Raw genomic sequence first — 23,520 nt, forward strand, 5'->3', positions numbered from 1 at the left:
GGTCGACAGAATCGGACCGGCCTTTCGGGGTCGGTCCGATTGCGCTGTCAGGGCCTAATTGGGGGGCCATCGGCATGATCCGCATCAAGGCTGGGGTTCCCCGCAGGGCGGGGCGGACCCGGACGGACTCACGGGCGCCCGGTCGCCGGGGTCTTCCCTCATGGCTTCGAGGCACCTCTCGGCCCGGCCGCCGACCGCTGCGGCGGGCCCTCGCGCTCGGGCTGCCCACCGCCTGGGGAGCCGTCGCCATCACCTACAAGCTGGCCTGTCCGCTCGCCCAGCAGAACAGCCTCGGGGCACGCGCGGTCACCAGCGCCGTCTTCTTCACCGTCGGCACCGGGCTGATCCTCTACGTCCGGCACACCCTGCTGCGCGAACTCAGGCAGGCCCGCCAGGTCGCGGACGCCGCTCAGAGCGTGCTGCTACGGCCGCTGCCCCCGCGCGTCGACGGACTGAACCTCGCCGCCGCACAGTTGTCCGCCGACCACGGCGCCACCATCGGCGGCGACCTGTACGACGTGGTGGCCACCGAGCACGGCGTACGGATCGTGATGGGCGACGCACGCGGGCACGGTCTCACCGCCATCGGTACGGCGGCCGCCGTCCTGGGCAGCTTCCGCGAGGCCGTGCACGACGAGGCCGAACTCGACGGTGTGCTGCGCCGGTTGGAGCGGGCGCTGGCCAGGCATCTACGCGAGCGGGCCCGCGCCGAACATCCCTCGGCCGGTCCGGCACCCGACAACCCGGTCGCCGAGGAGTTCGTCACCGTACTGCTGCTGGAGATCGACCGGGACGGAGAGGTCCGCGCCCTCAACTGCGGCCATCCGTGGCCGTATCTGCTCAGCGGCACGAGCGTCGAGCCCCTCGCGACCGCGGATCCCCTCCCGCCCCTCGGCCTGTTCCCCCTCCCGCCCGACCTGCCGCCCGAGCGGTGTGGCCACCTGCAGCCGGGCGAGACCCTGGTCCTGCACACGGACGGCGCCGAGGACGCGAGGGACGCGCGTGGCCGGTTCTTTCCCCTGTCGACGGCTCTGTCCGAGGCTGTACGTCGGCAGCCCGTTGGCGCACCTCAGGCGGTCATAAGTTCAGTTTTCACGGCCCTACTGCAACACACGGGCGGGCTGCCTGCGGATGACATCGCCCTACTCGCGCTGCGAAACGAGCGGCAACGCAGACGTGCTCCAGGGGCGCGGGGAACTGCGAGACCAGCCAGAACCAACCCGCAGCCGACAACGCACCTATAGCCACCCGGTGTTTAGTCGCCCGGCCCAGCCAGCGCAGCGCCCGGGCCGCCGCACTGTACGAGGGGGAGCCGACGGCCCGGCCGGCCTCTTTCGAGGCATTTCAGTCAACCGGCTGGAAACTCTCCGCAACAGTGCGCACACAGCGCGGATTCGAGTACTCCGTTCACACCCCGTGTGAAGGCGAACCCACTACTCTGGCGGCACCGAGCCACCGGGGGGCCTCCCATGCAGCCCAACACTCTGCTCGACGCGATCCTGGACGAGGCGGGCATCTCGCACGCGGGACTCGCCGCCCATGTGAACCAGGCGGGGCGGGCGCGCGGTCTCGCGCTCAGATACGAACACACCGCCGTGGCACGGTGGTTGAAGGGCCAGCGCCCCCGCGGCCAGGTGCCCGACCTGATCTGCGAGGTACTCGCCGCCCGGCTGCAACGCCCCGTCACCCTCGACGACATCGGCCTCGGCGTGCCCGGCGAGCCCTCCAGCCCGCACGGCACGTCGCTGTCCGGCTTCGTGGAGCGGGCCACCGCCCTGTGGCGCTCCGACGAGCAGCAGCGCCCGCACATCCTGGGCGCGCCCGCGGTCACCGGCACGCCCGCCGTCATGCCCGTGTGGGAGTGGGAGAACCCGCCCGAGGACGTCGACGTCTCGCGCGGCGGCCGGCACCGGGTCACCTCCGCCGACATCGAGATGCTGCGGGCGGCCCGTGCCCACTACGAGCAGATGTACCGCAAGGCCGGCGGCATAGCGACCCGCACCCGGATCGTCGGCTTCCTCAACGCCGAAGCCGCCCCGCTGCTGCGCGGCAGCTACACCGACGAGACGGGCCGCCAACTGCACCGCGCCACCGGCGGATTGGTCGCGGTCGCCGGGATCTGCGCGTACGACTCCGACGCGCACGGCCTCGCCCAGCGCTACTTCCACCAGGCTCTCCGGCTCGCGAAGGCCAGCGGGGACCGGGGGCTGGGGGCGTACGTGATCGCGCTCCTGGTCAATCAGTCGCTGTTCATACGGGAGTACCGCCAGGCCGTCGCCTTCGCCGAGGCCGCGCTGCGCGCCGCCGGCAGGCACATCACCCCGGCGCTCGCCTCCGACCTGTACGCGATGCAGGCGAAGGCGTACGCACACCTCGGCGACGGCACGAGCGCGCTGTCGTGCATCCGGCGGGCCGAGCAGGCCGCCGAACGCATCCGGCGCGGATACGAGCCCGACGAGACGGGCTATGTCCAGCCGGGACTGGTCAATGTCCAGGTGGCGGAGGCGCTGTTGAGCCTCGGGGAGCTGGCGGCGGCACGGGAGCACGCCATGGCCGCCGTCGACAACCCCGCCCACGACCGGGGCCGGGTGCACCGGCTCGCCATGCTCAGCACCATCGAACTGCGCCAGGGCAACGCCGACAAGGCGGTGGCCACGGCGGTGCAGATGGCCGAGCAGGCCAGGGGGATGGAGTCCCAGCGCCTGCGCGACAGACTCCGGGCCGTCCGCGAACACCTCGTGCGCAGCGGCTGCGCGGGCACGTCCGAGGCGGCCGAACTCATCGACGGGGCGTTGCGCGTACCGCTGTAGACCGGCACCCGACCACCGACACCCCCTCGTCCCTGCTGCGATATTGCCACTTACTCGACGGAAGGTGGCAGAACCGTGCAGTGGACGAAACAGAACGAACAAACTGTGTATGAAAACCGCTGGTTCACCGTCAACCTGGCAGATGTGGAGCTGCCCGACGGCCGGCACCTGGACCACTTCCTCATACGGCTGCGGCCCGTGGCCGTGGCCACGGTGGTGAACGAGGCCAACGAAGTCCTCCTCCTGTGGCGCCACCGTTTCATCACCGACAGCTGGGGGTGGGAACTCGCGGCGGGCGTCGTCGAGGACGGCGAGGACATCGCCCGCGCGGCCGCCAGGGAACTCGAGGAGGAGACCGGCTGGCGGCCGGGACCCCTGCACCACCTGATGAGCGTGGAGCCGTCCAACGGGCTCACCGACGCCCGGCACCACATCTACTGGGCCGACGAGGGGGAGTACGTCGGACACCCCGTGGACGACTTCGAGTCGGACCGCCGGGAATGGGTCCCCCTGAAGCTCGTCCCCGACATGGTCGCCCGCGGTGAGGTCCCGGCCGCGAACATGGCGGCCGCGTTGCTGCTGCTGCATCATCTGCGGCTGGGGCAGGACGCCATGCCCTGATTCCCCCCACCGGCGTCCTGGTCCACAAGGTCCTTCAGCCTCCCAGGGCCTGCCAGATCGTCACGACGAGCGCGCCCATGGCGGTGAGTACCGCGACCGCGGGCAGCGGCCAGCGGGCGTGCTCCAGGGCGACGATCCGGGCGGCCAGGTCGTCGAGTTCCTTGTCCGTCTCTTCGGTGCGGTGGTTGAGCAGAGCCAGCCCTCCCTCGACACGCGCGTACGCGACGTCGAGGCGGCGCCGTAACTCTGCGAGTTCTCCATGGACCACGGGATGTTCGGGGTCGGCGGTCACGAGTCCGCTCCTTTCCGTAGTCTTCACATCCCTTGCATGCGCATGAAGAGTCAACTCGCCTGGTGGGTGCGTGGGGAGAGTGTGCGAGGGGCATATGCGAGCCCGGTGCGCACACGGTGTGTGAACGCCGTGGGCCCGGCACCTTCTCCGGTGCCGGGCCCACGCGATGGCTGGATACTGACCGTCTGTAATCAGCCGTAGGTGTAAAAGCCGGAGCCGGACTTCCGGCCCAGCCGGCCGGCGTCGACCATGCGCTGGAGCAGCGGGGGAGCGGCGTACAGCGGCTCCTTGTACTCCTCGTACATGCTCTGGGCCACCGAGGCGACCGTGTCCAGACCGATCAGGTCGGACAGCTTCAGCGGGCCCATGGGGTGGGCGCAGCCCATCTCCATGCCGTTGTCGATGTCCTCGCGGCTGGCGATGCCCGACTCGAACATCCGGATCGCGGAGAGGAGGTACGGGATCAGCAGCGCGTTCACCACGAAGCCGGAGCGGTCCTGGGCGCGGATGGAGTGCTTGCCGAGCACCTTCTCGGTGAAGACCTGGGCCCGGCTGAGTGTGGCCTCGGAGGTGGTGAGCGCCGGGATCAGCTCGACCAGCTGCTGCACCGGGGCCGGGTTGAAGAAGTGGATGCCGACGACCTGGTCGGGGCGCGAGGTGGCGACCGCCAGCTTGACCAGCGGGATGGAGGAGGTGTTGGAGGCGAGAATCGCGTCCGCCCTGGTCACCACCTGGTCGAGCACCTGGAAGATCTCGGTCTTGACGTGCTCGTTCTCGACGACGGCCTCGACCACCAGGTCGCGGTCGGCGAACTCGCCGAGATCGGTGGTGAAGCTCAGGCGCGCCTGCGTCGCGTCGAGCTCCTCGCCGGTGATCTTGCCGCGCTCGGCGGCCTTGGACAGGGAGTTGAACAGCCGGGTCCGGCCTATCTCCAGGGCCTCGCCGGTGGTCTCGGCGACCATCACGTCCAGGCCGGCGCGGGCGCACACCTCGGCGATGCCCGCTCCCATCTGGCCGCAGCCCACCACTCCGACCCGCGCAATGTCTACCGAGATGCCGGTCACATCGTCCCTTTCGCTGCTTCTTCGGCCGTGACAGGGCTCCCGCTGTGCAGGACCTGCTCCGATCGTGTGCACGTTACCCCGAAGTAGCGATGATCGATCGCCCGGGTGGGGCATCCTTGGGCGCGGAGACGATCCGTGACCGCGCGGATCCACGGTGTTCAGGAGTGTGCAGATGGGGCGACTGTCACGTCGGGCGTTCGCGCTGGCCGCGCTGTCGACTCTCACGACGGCCTCGAGTGCGGCGGCCAGGCCGGAGCATCCACGCCGGGCGACCACCGAGATGCGGGGCGTGTGGCTGGCGACCGTGACCAACCGCGACTGGCCCTCGCAGCCGGGTCTCACGGCGGCCGAGCAGCGTGCCGAGCTGATCGCCCACCTGGACACGGCGGTCCGCAACCGCCTCAACACGGTGATCTTCCAGGTGCGGCCGACGGCGGACGCGCTGTGGCCCTCGCCGTACGAGCCCTGGTCGTCGTACCTCACCGGCACTCAGGGCAGATCCCCGGGCTGGGACCCGCTCGGTACGGCCGTGCGGGAGGCGCATGCCCGGGGGCTGGAACTGCACGCCTGGTTCAATCCCTACCGCATCGCCACGCACGCGGACCCGACGCGGCTCGTCGCCTCACACCCCGCCCGCACCCATCCTGACTGGGTGGTGGCCTACGGCGGCAAGCTCTACTACAACCCCGGGCTGCCCGAGGTCCGCGCCTTCGTGCAGAACGCGATGCTGGACGCGGTGAAGAAGTACCCGGTGGACGCCGTGCACTTCGACGACTACTTCTACCCGTATCCGGTGGCGGGCCAGACCTTCGACGACGACACGGCCTACGACCGCTACGGCGGCGCCTTCCCGAACCGGGCCGCCTGGCGGCGGGACAACACCGACAAGCTGGTGCTGGAGATGGCCAGGCGTATCCGGGAGATCCGCCCCACCACCCGCTTCGGCATCAGCCCCTTCGGGGTGTGGCGCAACGCGGCCACCGACTCGCGCGGCTCGGACACCCGGGCGGGTGTGCAGACGTACGACGATCTGCACGCGGACACGCGCAAATGGGTCCGTGAGGGCTGGATCGACTACATCGTGCCGCAGCTCTACTGGAACATCGGCTTCGCCGCCGCCGACTACGCCAAGCTGCTGCCCTGGTGGGCGGAGGTGGCGAAAGGCAGCAACACGAAGCTGTACCTGGGCGAGGCCCTGTACAAGGCGGGTGATCCGGCGCAGCCCGCGGCCTGGCAGGACCAGGGTGAGCTGTCCCGCCACCTCACCCTGGCACGCGACTACGCGAAGGCGCGCGGGCACGTCTTCTTCGCCGCCAGGGAAGTGGCGGCGGACCGGATCGGGGCGATGGCGCGGGTGGTCGCCGACCACTACGGGCAGCCGGCGAAGCCCCCGCGCTGAATCACCGGCGGGTTTCCTTTTCCCGATGCCTGATCTCGGTGTCGGGGCCGGGTGAGCACACGCCCTCGTGCCCGTCCTCGAAGCGGACGCGGTACGGGGGGTTGCCCTCCTGACCGAGTACTTCGACGATCTCGCCGACCTTGTCGTGCTGTCCGACCACCCTGCCGTGTTGGACAAGCTGGTCGCCCACGGTTGCGCGCATCTGTTGGGCCTCCTCACCATGTGCGGGAGCAGCGGTCCGTGGCCTCGAGTTTACGGCGCAGGGGCCCGGTTGGGACCGTCGCGTGCGCGCCGCTCAGCTCCGCGCCCGCTGGGTGACGGCGATGCACACGAGCACCGCCGCGGCCGTCACCGGGGCGGCCACCGTCAGGTGCTCGCCGAGCAGCAGCACCGACCACACCAGTGTGAGCAGCGGCTGGGCCAACTGCAACTGGCTGGCCCTCGGGATGCCGATCGCGGCCATGCCCCGGTACCAGACGACCAGGCCGAAGAACTGCGAGCCCGCCGCGACCCACAGCAGTCCGGCCACGCTGTGCGCGGTCAGACGCACGGGCTCGTACGCCAGCGCCACCGCGGCGGCGGGCACGGCGAGCGGCAGACACAGCACCAGCGCCCAGCCGATGACCTGCCACCCCGGCATGAGACGGGCCAGTCGGCCGCCCTCGGTGTAGCCGGCCGCGCACACCAGCAGCGCGGCGAAGAGATACAGGTCGGCGGCGGTGAGGGCGCCGCCGCTCTGCCGCACCGCGAAGGCGACCACCGCCGCCGCGCCCACGAGCGCCGCCGTCCAGAAGGTGCGGGAGGGACGGGTGCCCATGCGCAGGGCGGAGCAGAGCGCGGTCGTCAGCGGGAGCAGGCCGACGACCACGGCGGCGTGCGCGGTGGTCGAGGTCTGCAGGGCGAGCGTGGACAGCAGCGGGAAGCCGACCACAACCCCGGCGGCGACGACCGCCAGGCCCGGCCAGTGCCGGCGGCCGGGCAGCGGGACACGCAGTGCCAACAGGCAGCCGCCCGCGATCATCGCCGCGAGGACCGTGCGCGCCGCGATCAGGGCCCAGGGGCTGAAGCCCTCCAGGCCCCAGGCGGTGGCGGGGAAAGTGAGGGAGAAGGCGACGACGCCGAGGGCGGCCTGGAGGATGCCGGTGGTCGCCGTCCTGGCCGGGGTGGTGACCGCTATCCGGGTCGGCGCAGTAGCGCTACTCTGTGCTCTCATGCAAGAGCGTAGCAGCGTCGGTGATCTGGCAGAACAGCTACGAAGGGAGCTGGACCGCTACTCGCCGGGAGGAAAGCTCCCGTCGAGCCGTGCCCTCGTCGAGCGGTTCCGGGTGAGCCCGGTGACCGTCTCGCGGGCCCTGGCGCAACTGGCCGCGGAGGGGCTGGTGGTCACCCGGCCCGGCGCCGGCGCCTTCCGCGCCCGGCCCCGGCCCGCCGCCGCTGTCGCCGGCGACACCTCCTGGCAGGAGGTCACCCTCAGCGCCGACAGTGCCGCCGATCTCGTGCCGCGCTCGGTCGACGCCTCCGGCGTTCTGGTCTCCCTCGCCGCCCCGCCGCCCGGCGTGGTCGAGTTCAACGGCGGCTACCTGCACCCGTCGCTGCAGCCGGAGCGGGCGATGGCCGCGGCGCTGTCCCGGGCCGGCCGCCGCCCCGGCGCCTGGGGGCGGCCGCCGACGGAGGGGCTGCCGGAGCTGCGGGAGTGGTTCGCGCGCAGCATCGGCGGTGCCGTCACGGCCGCCGAGGTACTGATCACCTCGGGCGGCCAGTCCGCGCTGACCACCGCACTGCGCGCGCTCGCCCCGCCCGGGGCGCCCGTCCTCGTCGAGTCGCCGACCTACCCGGGCATGCTGGCGATCGCCCGCGCGGCCGGTCTGCGTCCCGTCCCGGTACCGGTGGACGCGGACGGGGTGAAGCCCGCGCTCCTCGCCGACGCGTTCCGGGCGACCGGTGCCCGGGTCTTCGTCTGCCAGCCGCTGTTCCAGAACCCCACCGGCGCCGTGCTCGCGTCCCAGCGGCGCGCGGAGTTGCTCCGGATCGCGCGCGAGGCCGGAGCGTTCGTCGTCGAGGACGACTTCGTACGACGGCTCGTGCACGAGGACGCGGGGCCGCTGCCGCGTCCGCTCGTCGCCGACGACCCCGACGGCGTCGTCGTCCACGTCTGCTCGCTGACCAAGGCGACCTCGCCCAGCTTCCGGGTGAGCGCGCTCGCCGCCCACGGCCCCGTGCTGGAGCGGCTGCGCGCCATCCAGATCGTCGACACTCTCTTCGTCCCCCGGCCGCTCCAGGAGGCGGCGCTCGAGCTGGTCGGCTCGCCCGCCTGGCCCCGCCATCTGCGCGCCATCTCCGCGGAGCTGAAGACCCGCCGCGACACGATGACCTCCGCCCTCCGCCTCGACTTCCCCGAACTCTCCCTCCCGCACATCCCCTCGGGCGGCTACCACCTCTGGCTGCGCCTCCCCGACGGCACCGACGAGGCCGCCCTGACGGCCGCCGCCCTCCGCGCCGGCGTCGCGATCATTCCCGGCCGCCCGTACTTCAGCGCCGAGCCTCCGGCCGGGCACGTGCGGTTGAGTTTCGCGGCGGTGGCGGGGACGGGGGAGATCGTGGAGGGGGTGCGGCGGCTTCGTACGGCTTGTGACGAGGTGCTCTAGGCGCGGGGGACCCGGGCTGTGCCGCCGATGAACTCGGCGGAGGACAGGAGTTCCGGGGTCAGGCGTATGCCCGTGATGCGGTGGGCGAGCGCGAAGGCCGCCTCGGTGTGGTTGTGGTAGTCGCGGTCCTCGTCCTCGCTGAGGTCGAAGCCGGCCTCGCGCATCTGCGTGAGGAGCTCGTCGGGGTGGCTGCCGTGGCGGTCGTGGGCGAACAGCGGCTGGAAGTGCAGACGCAGTTCGCCGTCCTCGTACCAGCAGAAGTGGTCCACCGCGTTGACGTTGCGGTAGTGGGAGACCACTGTGCGGCCGCGCGAGACGGGAAGCATGGCCTGGTTCGTGACGCCGAGGTGGCCGTTGAACTCGACCATCAGCGACCAGTCGCCGACGGAGGTGGCGCCGACGAACAGCCGGTACGGTTCGCGCACGTCGTACGACGGTTCGCTCAGGGGCTCCACTCCGGTGACGCGCACCTCGGGCTCCGCTCCCAGCCGCTGGAGCAGTTCCTCGGCCGTCAGGCCTCGGACCAGTGTGACGCAGAACGCCACCATCAGATGGGCGTACCGCTCCTCGAGCCATGCGTAGTCGGCCGCGGTCGTCGTAGCAGTCATGCCCGCAGCATCGCAGCCGCCACTGACAACGCCCCGTGCCCGGCGCCGAAAACCGCTCGACGCACTCGCCCGCGACCTGCGAATCTCCCGGCATGACCGACACCCCCAGGCCCGGCCTCGCCGAGGGCTATGAGATCTCCGCCGATCCCGATCGCGTCGACGCCGAGCGCGTGCACCGGTGGCTGTCCACCGACGCGTACTGGGCCGTCGGCCGCCCCCGTGAGATGCAGGACCGGGCGATCGAGGGGTCGGTCAACTTCGGGGTGTACGAGTCGGTTTCGGGGGATCAAGTCGCGTATGCGCGGGTCATCACCGACCGGGCGACCTTCGCGTGGCTGTGTGACGTGTACGTCGACCCGTCCGTGCGGGGCAAGGGGATCGGTACGGCGCTGGTGGGGGCCGTACGGGACCATCTGCGGCCGTACGGGCTGCGGCGGATCCTGCTCGCCACCCACGACGCGCACGGGGTGTACGAGAAGCTCGGTTTCGCGCCGCTGGCGAAGCCGGACCAGTGGATGGCGCTCGTCTTCCAGCCGCCGTCCCCGTCCCCCACGGCCGGCCCCGTTCCGGCCCCCTGGGTAACTCCCAGGTAACACCTCTTGACCTGCGCACTTCCGCGACTCACCATCGCCGCATGCAACTACGGGTCACCTTCGTCGCCGCCGCGCGCAGCTCCCCGCTGCTGGCGGAGCGCTTCGCGGACGACCGTCCGCTGGACCAGGCCGGCTGGGACGAGGTGCAGCGCGTCGCCCGGGACCTGATCCCGCTCGCGGCGGCCGAGCTGCGCTACTGCTCGCCGACTCCGCGCAGCCGCGCCACGGGGGACGCCCTCGGGTACTCACCGCTGGTACAACTCGCCCTGCGGGACTGCGACATGGGGCGCTGGAACGGGCTGACGCTCGGCGAGGCGATGGCCCGTGAGCCGGAGGCCGTGGACGCCTGGCTCGCCGACCCGCAGGCCACCCCGCACGGTGGTGAGTCCCTGCTGGCCTTCATCTCGCGTGTCGGGAACTGGCTCGACACCCGGCCCGTCGAGGACGGCGGCCGCATCGTCGCCGTGGCCGAGCCGTCGGTGATCCGCGCGGCCCTGGTGTACGCCCTGAAGGCACCGCCCGCGACATACTGGAACATCGACGTCCGCCCCTTGTCGACGACCACCGTCACCGGCCGGGCAGGACGCTGGAATCTCCGCTTCGACGGGGTGTCCGCTCAGCCCTCGCGGGCGTAGCGGGGATGACTGCTCAGCGCTCGCGGGCGTACTCGGTGGTGAGGACGAGGTCCTTGGCGGGGCCGCCCACCCGCCACACGGTCCGCCAGTGGTCCTGGTCGCGCACGGTGAACTCGCCCCGGTAGAGGTCCGCCGAGCACGGATGGTCGGCGAGGTACCGGCCGGAGGTCAGATCCAGGTGGTGGAAGGGGCGGCCGTCGGCGAAGCGCACGTCCGCGGTGCCCGGTGAGCTCCCGGGCAGGAAGCGCAGCGTGCGTTCGGCGGGACGCGGGACGCCCTGCCAGGTGAAGGTGCCGGACTCGTGATGCAGCAGCCCGCCTCCGTCCAGTGGGTCCAGTGGGCCGAAAGCCGTCGTACCGCTGAAGTGGCCCTGTGCGCCACACGCCAGGTCCCGCACCGACCGCTCCACCCGCCAGCTCCCGGCCAGATACGCCAGCACGTCCGGCACCGGCCAGAACTCGCCCATCCCGTTGCGCCCTCGTCCCATCCGTTGCTGCGCGACCCATTGACGCGTCCGTGTCCCCTCCCTATCTTGCCGTTCGAAGTGCTGATCATTGTCCGGCATATCGAACAACCGCACCACTCCCATACCTGAGCCGCGGAGTATCCATGTCACGCACGCGCACCCGCTGGAGACTAGGTCTCACGGCCACCGCCTTCCTGGTGGCGGCCGGCCTCGTCACGGCACCCGCACACGCCGAGGACGTCACCGACTACGCGATCACTGTCGACCCGAGTGCCAAGGGCGCGAAGATCGACGACACGATGTACGGCGTCTTCTTCGAGGACATCAACCGGGCCGCGGACGGCGGCCTGTACGCCGAGCTTGTGCAGAACCGGTCCTTCGAATACTCCACCGCTGACAACACCTCGTACACGCCCCTCACCTCCTGGACGGTCGACGGCACCGGCCAGGTCGTGAACGACGACGGCCGGCTCAACGAGCGCAACCGCAACTACCTCTCCCTGGGCGCCGGTTCCTCCGTGACGAACGCCGGCTACAACACCGGCATCCATGTGGAGCAGGGCAAGAAGTACGACTTCTCGGTCTGGGCCCGCGGGGCGAGCGGCACCGCCCTCGCCGTTACCCTGCAGGACGCCGACGGCCCGCTGGCCACCGCCCGCAAGGTGACCCTGCGGAAGGACGGCTGGGCCAAGTACACCGCCACCTTCACCGCGACCCGCACCAGCAGCAACGGCCGCCTCACCGTCGGCTCCTCCGCCGCGGCGGCCCTGGACATGGTGTCCCTGTTCCCGCGTGACACCTACAAGCACCAGCCGAACGGCCTGCGCAAGGACCTCGCCGAGAAGGTCGAGGCCCTCCAGCCGGGCTTCCTGCGCTTCCCCGGCGGCTGCCTGGTCAACACCGGCTCGATGGAGGACTACAGCGAGGCCTCCAACTGGCAGCGCAAGCGTTCCTACCAGTGGAAGGACACCATCGGCCCGGTCGAGGAGCGCGCCACCAACTCCAACTTCTGGGGATACAACCAGAGTTACGGCCTCGGCTACTACGAGTACTTCCGCTTCGCCGAGGACGTCGGCGCGATGCCCCTGCCCGTCGTCCCGGCCCTGGTGACCGGCTGCGGCCAGAACAAGGCCACCGACGACGAGGCGCTGCTCAAGCGGCACATCCAGGACGCCCTCGACCTCATCGAGTTCGCCAACGGACCCGTGACGTCGACCTGGGGCAAGAAGCGCGCGCAGATGGGCCACCCCAAGCCCTTCCACCTCACCCACATCGGGGTCGGCAACGAGGAGAACCTGCCGGTCGAGTTCATGGACCGGTTCAAGCAGTTCCGCGCCGCCATCGAGGCCAAGTACCCCGACATCACCGTCGTCTCCAACTCCGGCCCGGACGACACCGGTCAAACCTTCGACACGGCCTGGCAGCTCAACCGTGAGGCCAAGGTCGACATGGTCGACGAGCACTACTACAACAGCCCGTCGTGGTTCCTGCAGAACAACAACCGCTACGACTCCTACGACAGGAACGGCCCGAAGGTCTTCCTCGGCGAGTACGCCTCACAAGGCAACGCCTTCAAGAACGGCCTCGCCGAAGCCGCCTTCATGACCGGCCTGGAGCGCAACGCCGACATCGTCAAACTCGCCTCCTACGCACCGCTGTTCGCCAACGAGGACTATGTGCAGTGGCGCCCGGACATGGTGTGGTTCAACAACCACGCCTCCTGGAACTCCGCCAACTACGAGGTCCAGAAGCTGTTCATGAACAACGTCGGCGACCGGGTGGTGCCCTCCAAGGCCACCGGCACTCCGTCGCTGCTGGCGCCCATCACCGGCGCCGTCGGCCTGTCGACGTGGGCGACCAGTGCGGCGTACGACGACGTGAAGGTCACCGACGCCGACGGGAACACGCTGCTCACCGACGACTTCTCCGCTGACGCCTCGAAGTGGACCCACACCGGCGGCGGCAGCTGGAGCATCCAGGACGGGCAGTACGTCCAGACCGACGCCGCCGCCGAGAACACCATGGTCTCGGCCGGGGACGCGAACTGGCACGACTACGACGTGCACGTGAAGGCCACCAAGAAGTCCGGCAAGGAGGGCTTCCTCGTCGCCTTCGGCGTCAAGGACACCGGGAACTACTACTGGTGGAACCTGGGCGGCTGGAACAACACCCAGTCCGCCGTCGAGCAGGCCGTGGACGGCGGCAAGTCGACGCTCATCTCCAAGGCCGGGTCGATCGAGACGGGCCGCGCCTACGACATCGACATCAAGGTGCGGGGCCGTCAGGTCACCCTGTTCCTCGACGGCAAGGAGTGGGGCAGCTTCAAGGACGACAAGCCGGCCGAGCCGTTCCGGCAGGTCGTCACCAAGGACAAGAAGTCCGGTGACCTGATCGTCAAGGTCGTCAACGCCCAGTCGTCGGCGGCCCGTACGGCGGTCGACCTGGGTGGCGCGAAGGTCGCGTCCAAGGCCAAGGTCACCACGCTCACGGCCGACCCGAACGCGGTCAACAGCGAGACTCAGACGCCGGTCGCCCCGGTGACGTCCACCTTCTCCGGAGTCGCGAAGAAGTTCACGTACACCTTCCCGGCGAACTCCATCACCTTCCTGCGGATCAAGCAGAGGTAGCCGGTACCCGTGTGGGCCGCCGCCGTCCGGGCGGTGGCCCACATTAACTCCCGGACAATGTGCGGGACGGCTTTTGTTCACCCAGTGGTAACGGTCGTCGTGCAAAAGGCCTGTGCGCGTATTCGGAATTCACTTCATCTATTTCCGGCGGCAGCACAACCCATCGGAATCGGGGCTCGTCTAAGTCGGCGAATCGACGCCGCGCGGGGGTGACCTCCCCGGATGAGACGCCGTGCGTCCCGAATGCTCTGGGGGCCTGCCGAGTATGGATTGCTCGACCCTGCACACAGCCGTATTCCGAAGCGGCGTCGCTCACTGGACCGCACAGTGACGACCGACCAGGGACTTCGGCCCCCCGCACCCGCGCCGGACCTGCCCGCCGATCCGCCGTCCGGCCCGGCGCACGACCGCCCCCGGCGGTTACGCCTGCCGCGTCCGACCGGACCGAGGCAGGCCGCCGCCCTGCTCGCGGCGCTGGTCACCGTCACCGCGTTCTGCGCCGCCGACGCCGTAGCCCGCAGCTACCCCTTCGGACCCCGCACCAGGAGCGTCAACGACCTGGGCAACCAGTACGTGCCGTTCCACGCACACCTGTGGGACCTGCTGCACGGACGGGCCGACGGCGGTCTCCTCGTCAACTGGCGGTCCGGATTCGGCGCGAGTTTCCTCCCCGACCTCGGTACGTACCTCACCAGCCCGTTCGCCCTGCTCGTGGCGGTGTTTCCGCGGGACGAGATCGACCTCGCGGTGTATGTGATCACCGTGCTGAAGGTCGCGTCCGCCGGTGCCGCCATGGCCTGGCTGCTGCTGAGCCTGCGGCCCGGCCGCTGGTGGGCGGCGGGACTGCTGGGCGCGTCCTACGCCCTGTGCGGCTGGACCGTGGCGAGCGCCGTGTACAACGTGATGTGGCTCGACGGCCTGATCGCCCTGCCGCTGCTGTGCCTGGTCGGCGAATGGACGCTGAACGGACGGCGCCCGGTCCTCGGGGTGGTGGTCGTGGCGGCCGCCTGGATCGCCAACTTCTACACGGCGTACATGGCCACGCTCGCCGCCGGTCTCGTGCTGCTCCTGCGGCTGTGGCTCTCCGGTCTCCCGCGCCGCCAGAGGCTCGCCGCGGCGGGCCGTGCCGGCCTGACCGTCGCCCTCGGCACGGGCCTGGCCGCACCGCTGGTGACGGTGGTGTACTTCGGCACCACGCACGCCTCCCCGGGCAGATTCAGGGACTTCACGCCGGTGGCGACCGAGGACCTGCTGGCCCGCCTGCTGCCGACGACCTACGGCTTCGGTTCACCGGCCCTCTATGTGGGCACCACGGCGCTGCTGCTCGCCCTCGCCCTGCCCTTCCACCGGGCGGCTCCCCGGCAGGTGCGCACCGGGTGGACCCTGCTGGTGGCCGGGGTGACCCTGTCGATGCAGTGGGGCCCGACCCAGCTGCTCTGGCACGCCTTCGCCGCACCGCAGGGCAGTTCGTACCGCCAGGCCTTCGTGCTGTGCGCGCTGCTGGTGATCGCGGCGTGGCACTCGCTCTCGTACGGCCCGCCCGACCGGCGCGCGCTGTGCGCGGCGGGCGCGCTGCTCGCACTGATCGCCGCCCTCGCGAGCCGAAGCGACCTGGTGCGCCCCCTCGCGTGGCCGGTGCTGCTCCTGGCCGCCGCGGGCGCGCTGGCCGGGCTGGCCCTGCTCGCCCGCACGGACGGTGGACGTCCCCTCGACAACGGGCGACGCGGCGCGCCGGCCGTGTTCGCCGTGGTACTGCTCCTCGGCACGCAACTCGGCGAGGCCACCGCCACCTCCGCCGTGGCCACCCGGCTGCGGCTCGGTCACATGGACGACTACGCGCCCTGGGGAGACCGGCGGCAGCAGCAGGCGGAGGCGATCGCGCGGGCCGACGGCTGGCCCCGGTACCGTACCGACCCGGGCCGGGAGCAGACCGTCGGCAACGACCCGCTGCTGGTGGGCGGCCAGGGCGCCCAGTACTACAGCAGCCACACCTCCGACCTGCTCTTCCGCACGCTCACCGCCCTCGGGGGCGGCTGGACCTCGGGAGGCCGCAGTCTGCAGAGCCTGGACAACGCCGTCACGGACGTGATCTTCTCCGTCGGTGCGCGGGTGCACTCCCCGCCGGACCCGCACCAGAACTGGTTCCCGCAGGACGGCAGCCGAGTGACCGTGTCCCGGCAGGCCGTACCGCCGCTGGTCACGGTTCGCCCCTCCGGCGCCTCCGCGCGCACGAACGTTTCCGCCTTCGGGTCGTCGCCGTACCGCAACCAGGAACTGCTGCTGGGCACCCGTGTCTACACCGTGCCCCGCCTCACGGTGGGGACCGGCGTCGGAAAGCGGACGATCACGGCCCAGTGCCCGGTGGACAGCGAGGTGTACCTGTGGGCGCCGCACTTCGCAGGTACCGCACGGCTCACCGGCGACTCCGCCCCCGGCCCGACCGGGCGGTTCCGGTCCGACCGCAATCTCAGCAAGATCGCCGCCATGCAGCGGCTCGGCACGGTCCCGCCGTCCGGACGCCTGCGGATCGAACTGTCCCCCACAGCGACGGGCACCGTCCCGGACGGCGCGGTCGGCTGCCTGGACACCGCACGGCTGCGCACCGCCGTCGAACGGCTCAAGGCGACCGGCGCCACCGAGGTGACCGTCTCCGGCGGCACCATCCGGGCGGAACTCCCCGCCGGCAGCACGGGGACCGCCGTCGTCGCGGCCCCCCGGATCGCCGGTTGGCGCTGTGCCGCGGGCGACGCCCCCGCCGTACCCGCGCGGGAGTACTACGGACTGATCGCCGTGCCCCTCGACGGCTCCTCGACCAGCGTCACCTGCACGTTCCACCCGCCCGGTCTGCGACTGGGCACGACTGTCGGGGGCGCCTCGCTCTTGGCGCTGATCCTGCTCGGTGCCCTTACCGCCGTCCGTCGACGGCGCCGGTTCCACGGGGAGCGACCGAAACACCTCATTTCCTGATGCGGAGGCTCGCCCGCATTCTTGCGGCGTTCCCCGGCATGACCGGATCCCTTTTCCCGAACGTGCGGTTCACCTGCCGGATGCGGCCGGCCTGGCGGAAATTCCTTTCCTTCCGCCGAGGAATGCCGCGCATTTCCTGGGCGCGACGGCGGGCGTCCGCGGGCTCGTGGACGCCCGGCATGCCGGGACCCGGGTCGGCCCCCGACCGCGCCCCGGGATTGCATAAACGTGCAGCGATACGTATAGTCATGCCATCCGAGCAGGAGGATGGACATGGTGGTACGCGCGGCAGTGGCCGGAGCGAGCGGATACGCGGGCGGAGAGCTCCTCCGTCTGCTCCTGACGCACCCCGAGGTCGAGATCGGCGCCCTCACCGGCAACTCCAACGCGGGGCAGAAGCTCGGCGCGCTGCAGCCGCACCTGCTGCCGCTGGCCGACCGCGTGCTCCAGGAGACCACCGCCGAGGTCCTCGCCGGGCAGGGCCGACGGCATGATGTGGTCTTCCTCGCGCTGCCGCACGGGCAGTCCGCCGCCGTCGCCGAGCAGCTCGGGCCGGAGGTGCTCGTCGTCGACATGGGCGCCGACTTCCGGCTGAAGGACGCGGCCGACTGGGAGCGGTTCTACGGCTCCCCGCACGCCGGTACCTGGCCGTACGGCCTCCCCGAACTGCCGGGTGGCCGCGCCGCGCTGGAGGGGTCCAAGCGCATCGCGGTGCCCGGTTGCTACCCGACCGCCGTCTCGCTCGCGCTGTTCCCGGCCTACGCCGCCGGGCTCGCCGAGGCCGAGGCCGTGATCGTCGCCGCGTCCGGCACGTCCGGCGCGGGCAAGGCCCCCAAGCCGAACCTGCTCGGCAGCGAGGTCATGGGCTCCATGTCGCCGTACGGCGTGGGCGGCGTCCACCGGCACACGCCCGAGATGATCCAGAACCTCAGCGGGGCGGCGGGGGAGCGGGTCTCCGTGTCCTTCACGCCGACCCTCGCGCCGATGCCCCGCGGCATCCTCGCCACGTGCAGCACCAAGGCGAAGCCCGGCGTCACCGCCGAGTCCGTCCGCGCCGCCTACGAGAAGGCCTTCGCCGACGAGCCCTTCGTCCACCTCCTGCCCGAGGGACGGTGGCCCGCCACGGCGTCCGTCTACGGTTCCAACGCCGTTCAGACACAGGTCGCGTACGACGACGCCGCGCACCGCATCATCGCGATCAGCGCCATCGACAACCTGACCAAGGGCACCGCGGGCGGTGCCGTCCAGAGCATGAACATCGCCCTCGGCCTCCCCGAGGAGCTCGGTCTTTCCACGATCGGAGTCGCACCGTGAGCGTCACGGCAGCACAGGGATTCTCGGCGGCCGGAATCGCCGCCGGGATCAAGGAGAACGGCAACCCGGACCTGGCCCTCGTGGTCAACAACGGGCCCCGCCGCGCCGCCGCGGGCGTCTTCACCTCCAACCGCGTCAAGGCCGCGCCGGTGCTGTGGTCCGAGCAGGTGCTCAAGGGCGGCGAGCTGACCGCCGTCGTCCTCAACTCCGGTGGCGCCAACGCCTGTACGGGGCCCAAGGGCTTCCAGGACACCCACGCCACCGCCGAGAAGGTCGCGGAGTCCCTCAACACCGCCGGGCACGACGAATCGGACGGCCATGCCCCGGGCTGGATCGCCGTGTGCTCGACCGGGCTCATCGGTGTGCTCCTGCCGATGGACAAACTGCTGCCGGGCGTCGACAAGGCCGTCGCCCAGCTCAGCCCGCACGGCGGCGAGAAGGCCGCCATCGCCATCAAGACCACCGACTCCGTCCACAAGACGTCCGTCGTCACCAAGGACGGCTGGACCGTCGGCGGCATGGCCAAGGGCGCGGGCATGCTCGCCCCCGGCCTCGCCACCATGCTGGTCGTCCTCACCACCGACGCCGATCTCGAGGCCGACGTCCTGGACAAGGCGCTGCGCGCCGCGACCAAGGTCACCTTCGACCGAGTCGACTCCGACGGCTGCATGTCCACCAACGACACCGTGCTGCTGCTCGCCTCCGGTGCCTCCGAAGTCACCCCGGAGTACGAGGAGTTCGCCGAGGCCGTACGGACCGTCTGCGACGACCTCGGGCAGCAGCTGATCCGCGACGCCGAGGGCGCCAGCAAGGACATCAAGGTCGAGGTGATCAACGCCGCGAGCGAGGACGACGCCGTCGAGGTGGGCCGCTCCATCGCCCGCAACAACCTCCTCAAGTGCGCCATCCACGGTGAGGACCCCAACTGGGGCCGTGTGCTCTCCGCGATCGGCACGACGAGCGCCGCCTTCGAGCCGGACCGGCTGAACGTCGCCATCAACGGCGTCTGGGTGTGCAAGAACGGCGGTGTCGGCGAGGACCGCGAGAAGGTCGACATGCGCTACCGCGAGGTGCACATCGTCGCCGACCTCGCCGCCGGGTCCGAGTCCGCCACCATCTGGACCAACGACCTCACCGCCGACTACGTCCACGAGAACAGCGCGTACTCCTCATGAGCACTACTCGTAAACACACCGCCCTTCCCAAGGCGCAGATCCTCATCGAGGCGCTGCCCTGGCTGGTCCGGCACAACGGCAAGACCGTCGTCATCAAGTTCGGCGGCAACGCCATGATCGACGAGGACCTGAAGGCCGCGTTCGCGCAGGACGTGGTGTTCCTGCACCACGCCGGTATCAAGCCCGTCGTCGTGCACGGCGGCGGCCCGCAGATCAGCGCCGCCCTCGACCAGCACGGCATCGTCAGCGAGTTCAAGGCGGGCCTGCGCGTCACCACCGAGGACGCCATGGACGTCGTACGCATGGTGCTGGCCGGGCAGGTCCAGCGCGAACTGGTCGGACTGCTCAACCAGCACGGCCCGCTCGCCGTCGGCCTCACCGGCGAAGACGCGCACACCATCACCGCCACCAAGCACCAGCCCGAGATCGACGGCGAGTTGGTCGACATCGGGCGGGTGGGCGAGATCACCGAGATCGACACGGGCGCGATCGACGCCCTGCTCGCCGACGGCCGTATCCCGGTCGTCTCGTCGATCGCCCGCTCCCAGGACGACGGACATGTCTACAACGTCAATGCTGATACGGCGGCTGCGGCACTCGCTGCTGCTCTGGACGCCGAAACCCTCATGGTCCTCACGGACGTCGAGGGCCTCTACGAGGACTGGCCCAACTCCGACGAGGTGATCAGCCGCCTCACCGCTTCCCAACTGGAGAAGCTGCTGCCGGACCTGTCCTCCGGCATGGTGCCGAAGATGGAGGGCTGCCTGCACGCCGTGCGCAACGGCGTCACCACCGCCCGCGTCATCGACGGCCGGGTCCAGCACTCGATCCTGCTGGAGATCTTCACCGACGAGGGCATCGGCACGATGGTCGTGCCCGACGAGCAAGAGGGGGATGCCGTATGACCGCCAACGAAGAGCTGACGCAGCGGTGGCAGGGCGCGCTCATGAACAACTACGGCACCCCGCGGCTGCCCCTCGTGCGCGGCGAGGGCGCCAAGCTGTGGGACGCCGACGGCAAGGAGTACGTCGACTTCGTCGGCGGCATCGCGGTCAACGCGCTCGGCCACGCCCACCCCGCGATCGTCGAGGCCGTCAGCAAGCAGATCGCCTCCCTCGGCCACGTCTCCAACCTCTTCATCGCCGAGCCGCCCGTCGCGCTCGCCGAACGGCTGCTGGAGCGCTTCGGCCGGGACGGCAAGGTGTTCTTCTGCAACTCGGGCGCCGAGGCGAACGAGGGCGCCTTCAAGATCGGTCGGCTGACCGGGCGGACGCACATGGTCGCGACCGAGGGTGGCTTCCACGGCCGCACGATGGGCGCCCTGGCGCTGACCGGGCAGCCCGGCAAACAGGAGCCGTTCCTGCCACTGCCCGGCGACGTGACCCACGTGCCGTACGGCGACGCGCAGGCGCTGGCCGCCGCGGTCACCGAGGACACGGCCCTCGTCGTCATCGAGCCGATCCAAGGCGAGAACGGGGTGATCGTGCCTCCGGTCGGCTACCTCAAGGCCGCCCGGGCCATCACCGCCGCCACCGGCTCGCTGCTCGTCCTCGACGAGGTGCAGACCGGGATCGGCCGGACCGGGCACTGGTTCGAGTACCAGGCCCACGAGGGCGTCCTGCCGGACGTCGTCACGCTCGCCAAGGGACTCGGCGGCGGACTGCCGCTGGGCGCCACCGTCGCCTTCGGACGGGCCGCCGAGCTGCTCCAGCCGGGCCAGCACGGTACGACCTTCGGCGGCAACCCGATCGCCTGCGCCGCCGGACTCGCCGTCCTCGACACCATCGCCGCCGAGGGCCTGCTGGAGAACGTCAAGCGGCAGAGCGAGAAGCTGCGCGACGGAATCGAGGCTCTCGGTCACCCGTTGATCGATTATGTCCGGGGCGCCGGCCTCCTCCTGGGTATCGTGCTCACCGAGCCGCTCGCGCCGAAGGCGCAGCAGGCGGCTCAGGACGCCGGATTCCTGGTGAACGCGCCCGCCCCCGAGGTCGTACGGCTGATGCCGCCGCTGAACCTCGGTGACGAGGAAGTGGACGCGCTTCTTCAGGCGCTGCCCGGCATCCTGGACGTGGCCAGGGGGGACGGATGATCCGGGGAATGAGACGACGATGAGCCAGGCGCAGGACCACGAGACCGCAGGGCCTGCCGTGCCGCAGACCCGCACCGCGCGGCACCGCCGGATCGTGGACATCCTCAATCGGCAGCCGGTGAGGTCGCAGAGCCAGTTGGCGAAGCTGCTCGCCGACGACGGGTTGAGCGTCACGCAGGCGACGCTCTCCCGGGATCTGGACGAGCTGAACGCGGTGAAGATCCGTAACACCGACGGTGACCTCATCTATGCGGTGCCCAGTGAGGGGGGGTTCCGGACCCCTCGTGCGCCGTTGGGGGAGTCGGCGAAGGAGGAGCGGATGCGGCGGCTGTCCGCGGAGCTGTTGATCTCCGCGGAGGCGTCGGCGAATCTCGTGGTTTTGCGCACCCCGCCGGGTGCGGCTCAGTTTCTTGCCTCTGCGATTGATCAGGCTGAGCTGCACGACATTCTGGGGACCATCGCGGGCGACGACACGTTGTTGTTGATCAGCCGGGATCCGGTTGGGGGGCAGGCGTTGGCGGATCACTTGTTGAGCCTGGCTCAGAACGGCCACTGAATGGGGTGGTGACTGTGGTGCGCCGGCTGCGGGTTGTGTGTGGCTGGTCGCGCAGTTCCCCGCGCCCCTAAGGCACCTGCGCTCAACCGAGTCGAGCCGCCAAGCCCCCTGTACACCTGACCTCGTCCCCCGCCGTGATCAGCAGCGCCTCCACGTCCGGCAGCGACTCCAGCCAGCGCAGGCCCTCCCGTGAACCCATCGCGAAGGCTGCCGTCGCCCAGCAGTCCGCCCACGTCAGTTGGGGGGCCACCACCGTCACCGCCACCAGGTCGGTGACCGCGGAGCGGCCCGTGCGGGGGTCCACGATATGTGTGCCCCGCTCGGCCGTGCCGGACGTGGCGACGGCCAGTTCGTCGACGCCCGCCGCCGAGATCACCGCCGCCAGTCCGCCTGGCCGCAACGGGTCCGAGACTCCCACCCGCCACGGCCGCTGCGGCCCAGGCACGCCCAGCAGCTGCACGTCCCCGCCGCCGTTGACGCTCACCCCGCTCGCCCCGGCCTCCGCCAGCTGTCGTGCCGCCCGTTCGGCGGCCCAGCCCTTGACGATGCCGGTCGGGTCGAGGCGGCCCTCGTAGCGCGTGCTGAACCAGCCGTCGCTCGTCCGCTCCGCCTCGGCGCCCAGTTCGAGCGCCTCGGCGACCAGGGGATCGCACTCCTCGACGGTCAGTTCACCGCGGGCCAGCCGGGAGACCTGGCTGTGCTCGCGGTAGGTGCTGAACACCTCGTCGACCCGGTGCAGGTCGGCGACCGCCTGCCGCAGGGCCGCCTGTATCGCGTCGGGATCCCCGCCGCGGACGTCAAAGGAGAAGACCGTCCCCATGACCTCCTCCGCATGACGTACCGCGGCGGGAGCTTGTGCCGAATCGGCCACCGTGTCAGCCACCGGCCTGGTCCAGAGCGGACTGCAGCGACTCCTTGTACCCGGTGCTGGTGTACGTGGCCCCGGAGACCGAGTCGATGTCCGCGCTGCCGGCCGCCACGGCCGCCTGGTTGAGCTTGGGGATGGAGAGGGCGGTCTTCTGGTCGCTCTCGCCGCCCTTGGGCGCCTGGACCGCCTCGGCCTTGGTGATCTTCCCGCCGCTGACCGTGATACGGACCTGGACCGGGCCGTACTGGGTCTGGGAGACGGAGCCGGTGACGGTACGGGCGGCCTGGGAGTTGCCCGAGCCCTGGTCCTGGGACGCCCCCGACCCGCCCGCGGCCTTCGCCTTGTCCATGGCCGACTGCAGCGACTGCTTGTAGCCGGTGCTGGTGTACGTGGCCCCGGACACCGCGTCGATGTCCGCGCTCTGCGCGGCGACCGCCGCCTGGTTGAGCTTGGGGATGGAGAGGGCGGTCTTCTGGTCGCTCTCGCCGCCCTTGGGCGCCTGCACCGCCTCCGCCTTGGTGATCTTGCCGTCCGCGACGGTCAGCCGGACCTGGACGGCGCCGTACTGCGTCTGGACCGCGTCCCCGGTGACCGAGCCGGTCCCGGCGGGCTGGGCGCCGCCCTGCACCGACTCCTGTGCCGGTGGCTGGTTCGCCGCTCCGCCCGCCGCCGACGCCGGGTCGGACGACGGCTTCAGCGACAGCAGCAGCACGACGCCGGAGACGGTGGCGGCGGTCGCGAGCATGACACGTCGGACGGGGTGACTCTTCCTCATCGCTTCAACAGCTCCT

22 protein-coding genes are annotated in these 23,520 nt (G+C 70.8%); 14 read left to right on the top strand and 8 right to left on the bottom strand.

Going from position 1 to position 23,520, the window contains the following annotated elements; all coding sequences use genetic code 11:
- Positions 1-74: 74 nt before the first annotated feature.
- The 3 genes from ABT063_RS19850 (at position 75) to ABT063_RS19860 (ending at position 3,431) form a co-directional block, all read left to right on the top strand.
- The gene (locus ABT063_RS19850) at positions 75-1,244 is read left to right on the top strand and encodes a PP2C family protein-serine/threonine phosphatase (RefSeq protein ID WP_351058661.1); all 1,170 of its coding nucleotides are present in this window, start codon (positions 75-77) and stop codon (positions 1,242-1,244) included.
- Positions 1,245-1,469: 225 nt separating this feature from the next.
- Positions 1,470-2,810 carry an NsdA family TPR-like regulatory protein gene (locus tag ABT063_RS19855; RefSeq protein WP_351058662.1) on the top strand — a complete coding sequence of 447 codons (1,341 nt, stop codon included), beginning with the start codon at positions 1,470-1,472 and terminating at the stop codon, positions 2,808-2,810.
- Positions 2,811-2,885: 75 nt separating this feature from the next.
- The gene (locus ABT063_RS19860; RefSeq protein WP_351058663.1) at positions 2,886-3,431 is read left to right on the top strand and encodes an NUDIX hydrolase; all 546 of its coding nucleotides are present in this window, start codon (positions 2,886-2,888) and stop codon (positions 3,429-3,431) included.
- 34 nt (positions 3,432-3,465) lie between these two features.
- On the opposite strand, the gene ABT063_RS19865 is transcribed toward ABT063_RS19860, so the two are convergent.
- Both ABT063_RS19865 and ABT063_RS19870 read right to left on the bottom strand, forming a co-directional pair.
- On the bottom strand, positions 3,466-3,723 hold the full coding sequence (locus ABT063_RS19865) for a hypothetical protein (RefSeq protein ID WP_351058664.1): 258 nt from the start codon (positions 3,721-3,723) through the stop codon (positions 3,466-3,468).
- Between the two features lie 191 nt (positions 3,724-3,914).
- Complete coding sequence (locus ABT063_RS19870; RefSeq protein ID WP_351058665.1) at positions 3,915-4,787, bottom strand: 3-hydroxybutyryl-CoA dehydrogenase; 873 nt, start codon at positions 4,785-4,787, stop codon at positions 3,915-3,917.
- Between the two features lie 172 nt (positions 4,788-4,959).
- Between ABT063_RS19870 and ABT063_RS19875 the strand changes: the two genes are divergently transcribed.
- Positions 4,960-6,186, top strand: coding sequence for a glycoside hydrolase family 10-like protein (locus ABT063_RS19875; RefSeq protein WP_351058666.1), 1,227 nt, complete (start codon positions 4,960-4,962; stop codon positions 6,184-6,186).
- Position 6,187: 1 nt separating this feature from the next.
- Here the strand turns inward: ABT063_RS19875 and ABT063_RS19880 are convergent, their stop codons facing one another.
- Together ABT063_RS19880 and ABT063_RS19885 are read right to left on the bottom strand one after the other, a co-directional pair.
- Positions 6,188-6,388, bottom strand: a complete 201-nt coding sequence (locus tag ABT063_RS19880) for a DUF1918 domain-containing protein (protein WP_095749299.1) — start codon at positions 6,386-6,388, stop codon at positions 6,188-6,190.
- Between the two features lie 93 nt (positions 6,389-6,481).
- Entirely contained in the window at positions 6,482-7,399 is a 918-nt protein-coding gene (locus ABT063_RS19885; protein WP_351058667.1) for a DMT family transporter, read from the bottom strand.
- Between ABT063_RS19885 and ABT063_RS19890 the strand changes: the two genes are divergently transcribed.
- Positions 7,398-8,831 (top strand): aminotransferase-like domain-containing protein, encoded by a 1,434-nt coding sequence (locus ABT063_RS19890; RefSeq protein ID WP_351058668.1) that lies wholly within the window; start codon positions 7,398-7,400, stop codon positions 8,829-8,831. The genes ABT063_RS19885 and ABT063_RS19890 overlap by 2 nt on opposite strands.
- Here the strand turns inward: ABT063_RS19890 and ABT063_RS19895 are convergent.
- The gene (locus ABT063_RS19895) at positions 8,828-9,439 is read right to left on the bottom strand and encodes a DUF6461 domain-containing protein (RefSeq protein ID WP_351058669.1); all 612 of its coding nucleotides are present in this window, start codon (positions 9,437-9,439) and stop codon (positions 8,828-8,830) included. The genes ABT063_RS19890 and ABT063_RS19895 overlap by 4 nt on opposite strands.
- A 92-nt stretch (positions 9,440-9,531) precedes the next feature.
- On the opposite strand from ABT063_RS19895, the gene ABT063_RS19900 reads away from it, so the two are divergent.
- Together ABT063_RS19900 and ABT063_RS19905 are read left to right on the top strand one after the other, a co-directional pair.
- Positions 9,532-10,032, top strand: coding sequence for a GNAT family N-acetyltransferase (locus ABT063_RS19900; RefSeq protein WP_351058670.1), 501 nt, complete (start codon positions 9,532-9,534; stop codon positions 10,030-10,032).
- Between the two features lie 41 nt (positions 10,033-10,073).
- Complete coding sequence (locus tag ABT063_RS19905) at positions 10,074-10,667, top strand: histidine phosphatase family protein (RefSeq protein WP_351058671.1); 594 nt, start codon at positions 10,074-10,076, stop codon at positions 10,665-10,667.
- Between the two features lie 13 nt (positions 10,668-10,680).
- Here the strand turns inward: ABT063_RS19905 and ABT063_RS19910 are convergent, their stop codons facing one another.
- A complete protein-coding gene (locus ABT063_RS19910; protein WP_351058672.1) occupies positions 10,681-11,133 on the bottom strand; it encodes a DUF6314 family protein in 453 nt (150 codons plus the stop codon).
- A gap of 143 nt (positions 11,134-11,276) precedes the next feature.
- Between ABT063_RS19910 and ABT063_RS19915 the strand changes: the two genes are divergently transcribed.
- From ABT063_RS19915 to ABT063_RS19945, 7 genes are all read left to right on the top strand, one after another.
- Complete coding sequence (locus tag ABT063_RS19915; RefSeq protein WP_351058673.1) at positions 11,277-13,760, top strand: alpha-L-arabinofuranosidase family protein; 2,484 nt, start codon at positions 11,277-11,279, stop codon at positions 13,758-13,760.
- 426 nt (positions 13,761-14,186) lie between these two features.
- Entirely contained in the window at positions 14,187-16,727 is a 2,541-nt protein-coding gene (locus ABT063_RS19920; RefSeq protein ID WP_351058756.1) for a YfhO family protein, read from the top strand.
- 273 nt (positions 16,728-17,000) lie between these two features.
- Positions 17,001-18,041, top strand: coding sequence for an N-acetyl-gamma-glutamyl-phosphate reductase (gene argC, locus ABT063_RS19925; RefSeq protein WP_351058674.1), 1,041 nt, complete (start codon positions 17,001-17,003; stop codon positions 18,039-18,041).
- Entirely contained in the window at positions 18,038-19,216 is a 1,179-nt protein-coding gene (argJ, locus tag ABT063_RS19930) for a bifunctional glutamate N-acetyltransferase/amino-acid acetyltransferase ArgJ (RefSeq protein WP_351058675.1), read from the top strand. The genes argC and argJ overlap by 4 nt, the downstream gene beginning before the upstream one ends.
- Positions 19,213-20,121: an acetylglutamate kinase gene (gene argB / locus ABT063_RS19935; RefSeq protein WP_351058676.1), complete on the top strand. Its 909-nt coding sequence runs from the start codon at positions 19,213-19,215 to the stop codon at positions 20,119-20,121. Before argJ ends, argB begins: the two co-directional genes overlap by 4 nt.
- On the top strand, positions 20,118-21,305 hold the full coding sequence (locus tag ABT063_RS19940) for an acetylornithine transaminase (RefSeq protein ID WP_351058677.1): 1,188 nt from the start codon (positions 20,118-20,120) through the stop codon (positions 21,303-21,305). Before argB ends, ABT063_RS19940 begins: the two co-directional genes overlap by 4 nt.
- Positions 21,306-21,324: 19 nt before the next feature.
- A complete protein-coding gene (locus ABT063_RS19945) occupies positions 21,325-21,861 on the top strand; it encodes an arginine repressor (protein WP_351058678.1) in 537 nt (178 codons plus the stop codon).
- A gap of 82 nt (positions 21,862-21,943) precedes the next feature.
- Here ABT063_RS19945 and ABT063_RS19950 read toward each other — a convergent pair whose 3' ends face one another.
- Both ABT063_RS19950 and ABT063_RS19955 read right to left on the bottom strand, forming a co-directional pair.
- Positions 21,944-22,744: an FAD:protein FMN transferase gene (locus ABT063_RS19950; protein ID WP_502990845.1), complete on the bottom strand. Its 801-nt coding sequence runs from the start codon at positions 22,742-22,744 to the stop codon at positions 21,944-21,946.
- Complete coding sequence (locus ABT063_RS19955; RefSeq protein ID WP_351058679.1) at positions 22,737-23,504, bottom strand: FMN-binding protein; 768 nt, start codon at positions 23,502-23,504, stop codon at positions 22,737-22,739. Before ABT063_RS19955 ends, ABT063_RS19950 begins: the two co-directional genes overlap by 8 nt.
- Positions 23,505-23,520 lie beyond the last annotated feature (16 nt).

The sequence above is a fragment of the Streptomyces sp. NPDC002838 genome (assembly GCF_040295365.1).
Classification (GTDB): domain Bacteria; phylum Actinomycetota; class Actinomycetes; order Streptomycetales; family Streptomycetaceae; genus Streptomyces.

Coding starts and splice junctions, on each gene's coding strand:
- ABT063_RS19850 (WP_351058661.1), top strand. CDS start 75: ATGATCCGCATCAAGGCTGGGGTTCCCCGCAGGGCGGGGCGGACCCGG.
- ABT063_RS19855 (WP_351058662.1), top strand. CDS start 1,470: ATGCAGCCCAACACTCTGCTCGACGCGATCCTGGACGAGGCGGGCATC.
- ABT063_RS19875 (WP_351058666.1), top strand. CDS start 4,960: ATGGGGCGACTGTCACGTCGGGCGTTCGCGCTGGCCGCGCTGTCGACT.
- ABT063_RS19880 (WP_095749299.1), bottom strand. CDS start 6,388: ATGCGCGCAACCGTGGGCGACCAGCTTGTCCAACACGGCAGGGTGGTC.
- ABT063_RS19890 (WP_351058668.1), top strand. CDS start 7,398: ATGCAAGAGCGTAGCAGCGTCGGTGATCTGGCAGAACAGCTACGAAGG.
- ABT063_RS19885 (WP_351058667.1), bottom strand. CDS start 7,399: ATGAGAGCACAGAGTAGCGCTACTGCGCCGACCCGGATAGCGGTCACC.
- ABT063_RS19895 (WP_351058669.1), bottom strand. CDS start 9,439: ATGACTGCTACGACGACCGCGGCCGACTACGCATGGCTCGAGGAGCGG.
- ABT063_RS19900 (WP_351058670.1), top strand. CDS start 9,532: ATGACCGACACCCCCAGGCCCGGCCTCGCCGAGGGCTATGAGATCTCC.
- ABT063_RS19905 (WP_351058671.1), top strand. CDS start 10,074: ATGCAACTACGGGTCACCTTCGTCGCCGCCGCGCGCAGCTCCCCGCTG.
- ABT063_RS19910 (WP_351058672.1), bottom strand. CDS start 11,133: ATGGGCGAGTTCTGGCCGGTGCCGGACGTGCTGGCGTATCTGGCCGGG.
- ABT063_RS19915 (WP_351058673.1), top strand. CDS start 11,277: ATGTCACGCACGCGCACCCGCTGGAGACTAGGTCTCACGGCCACCGCC.
- argC (WP_351058674.1), top strand. CDS start 17,001: ATGGTGGTACGCGCGGCAGTGGCCGGAGCGAGCGGATACGCGGGCGGA.
- argB (WP_351058676.1), top strand. CDS start 19,213: ATGAGCACTACTCGTAAACACACCGCCCTTCCCAAGGCGCAGATCCTC.
- ABT063_RS19940 (WP_351058677.1), top strand. CDS start 20,118: ATGACCGCCAACGAAGAGCTGACGCAGCGGTGGCAGGGCGCGCTCATG.
- ABT063_RS19945 (WP_351058678.1), top strand. CDS start 21,325: ATGAGCCAGGCGCAGGACCACGAGACCGCAGGGCCTGCCGTGCCGCAG.
- ABT063_RS19955 (WP_351058679.1), bottom strand. CDS start 23,504: ATGAGGAAGAGTCACCCCGTCCGACGTGTCATGCTCGCGACCGCCGCC.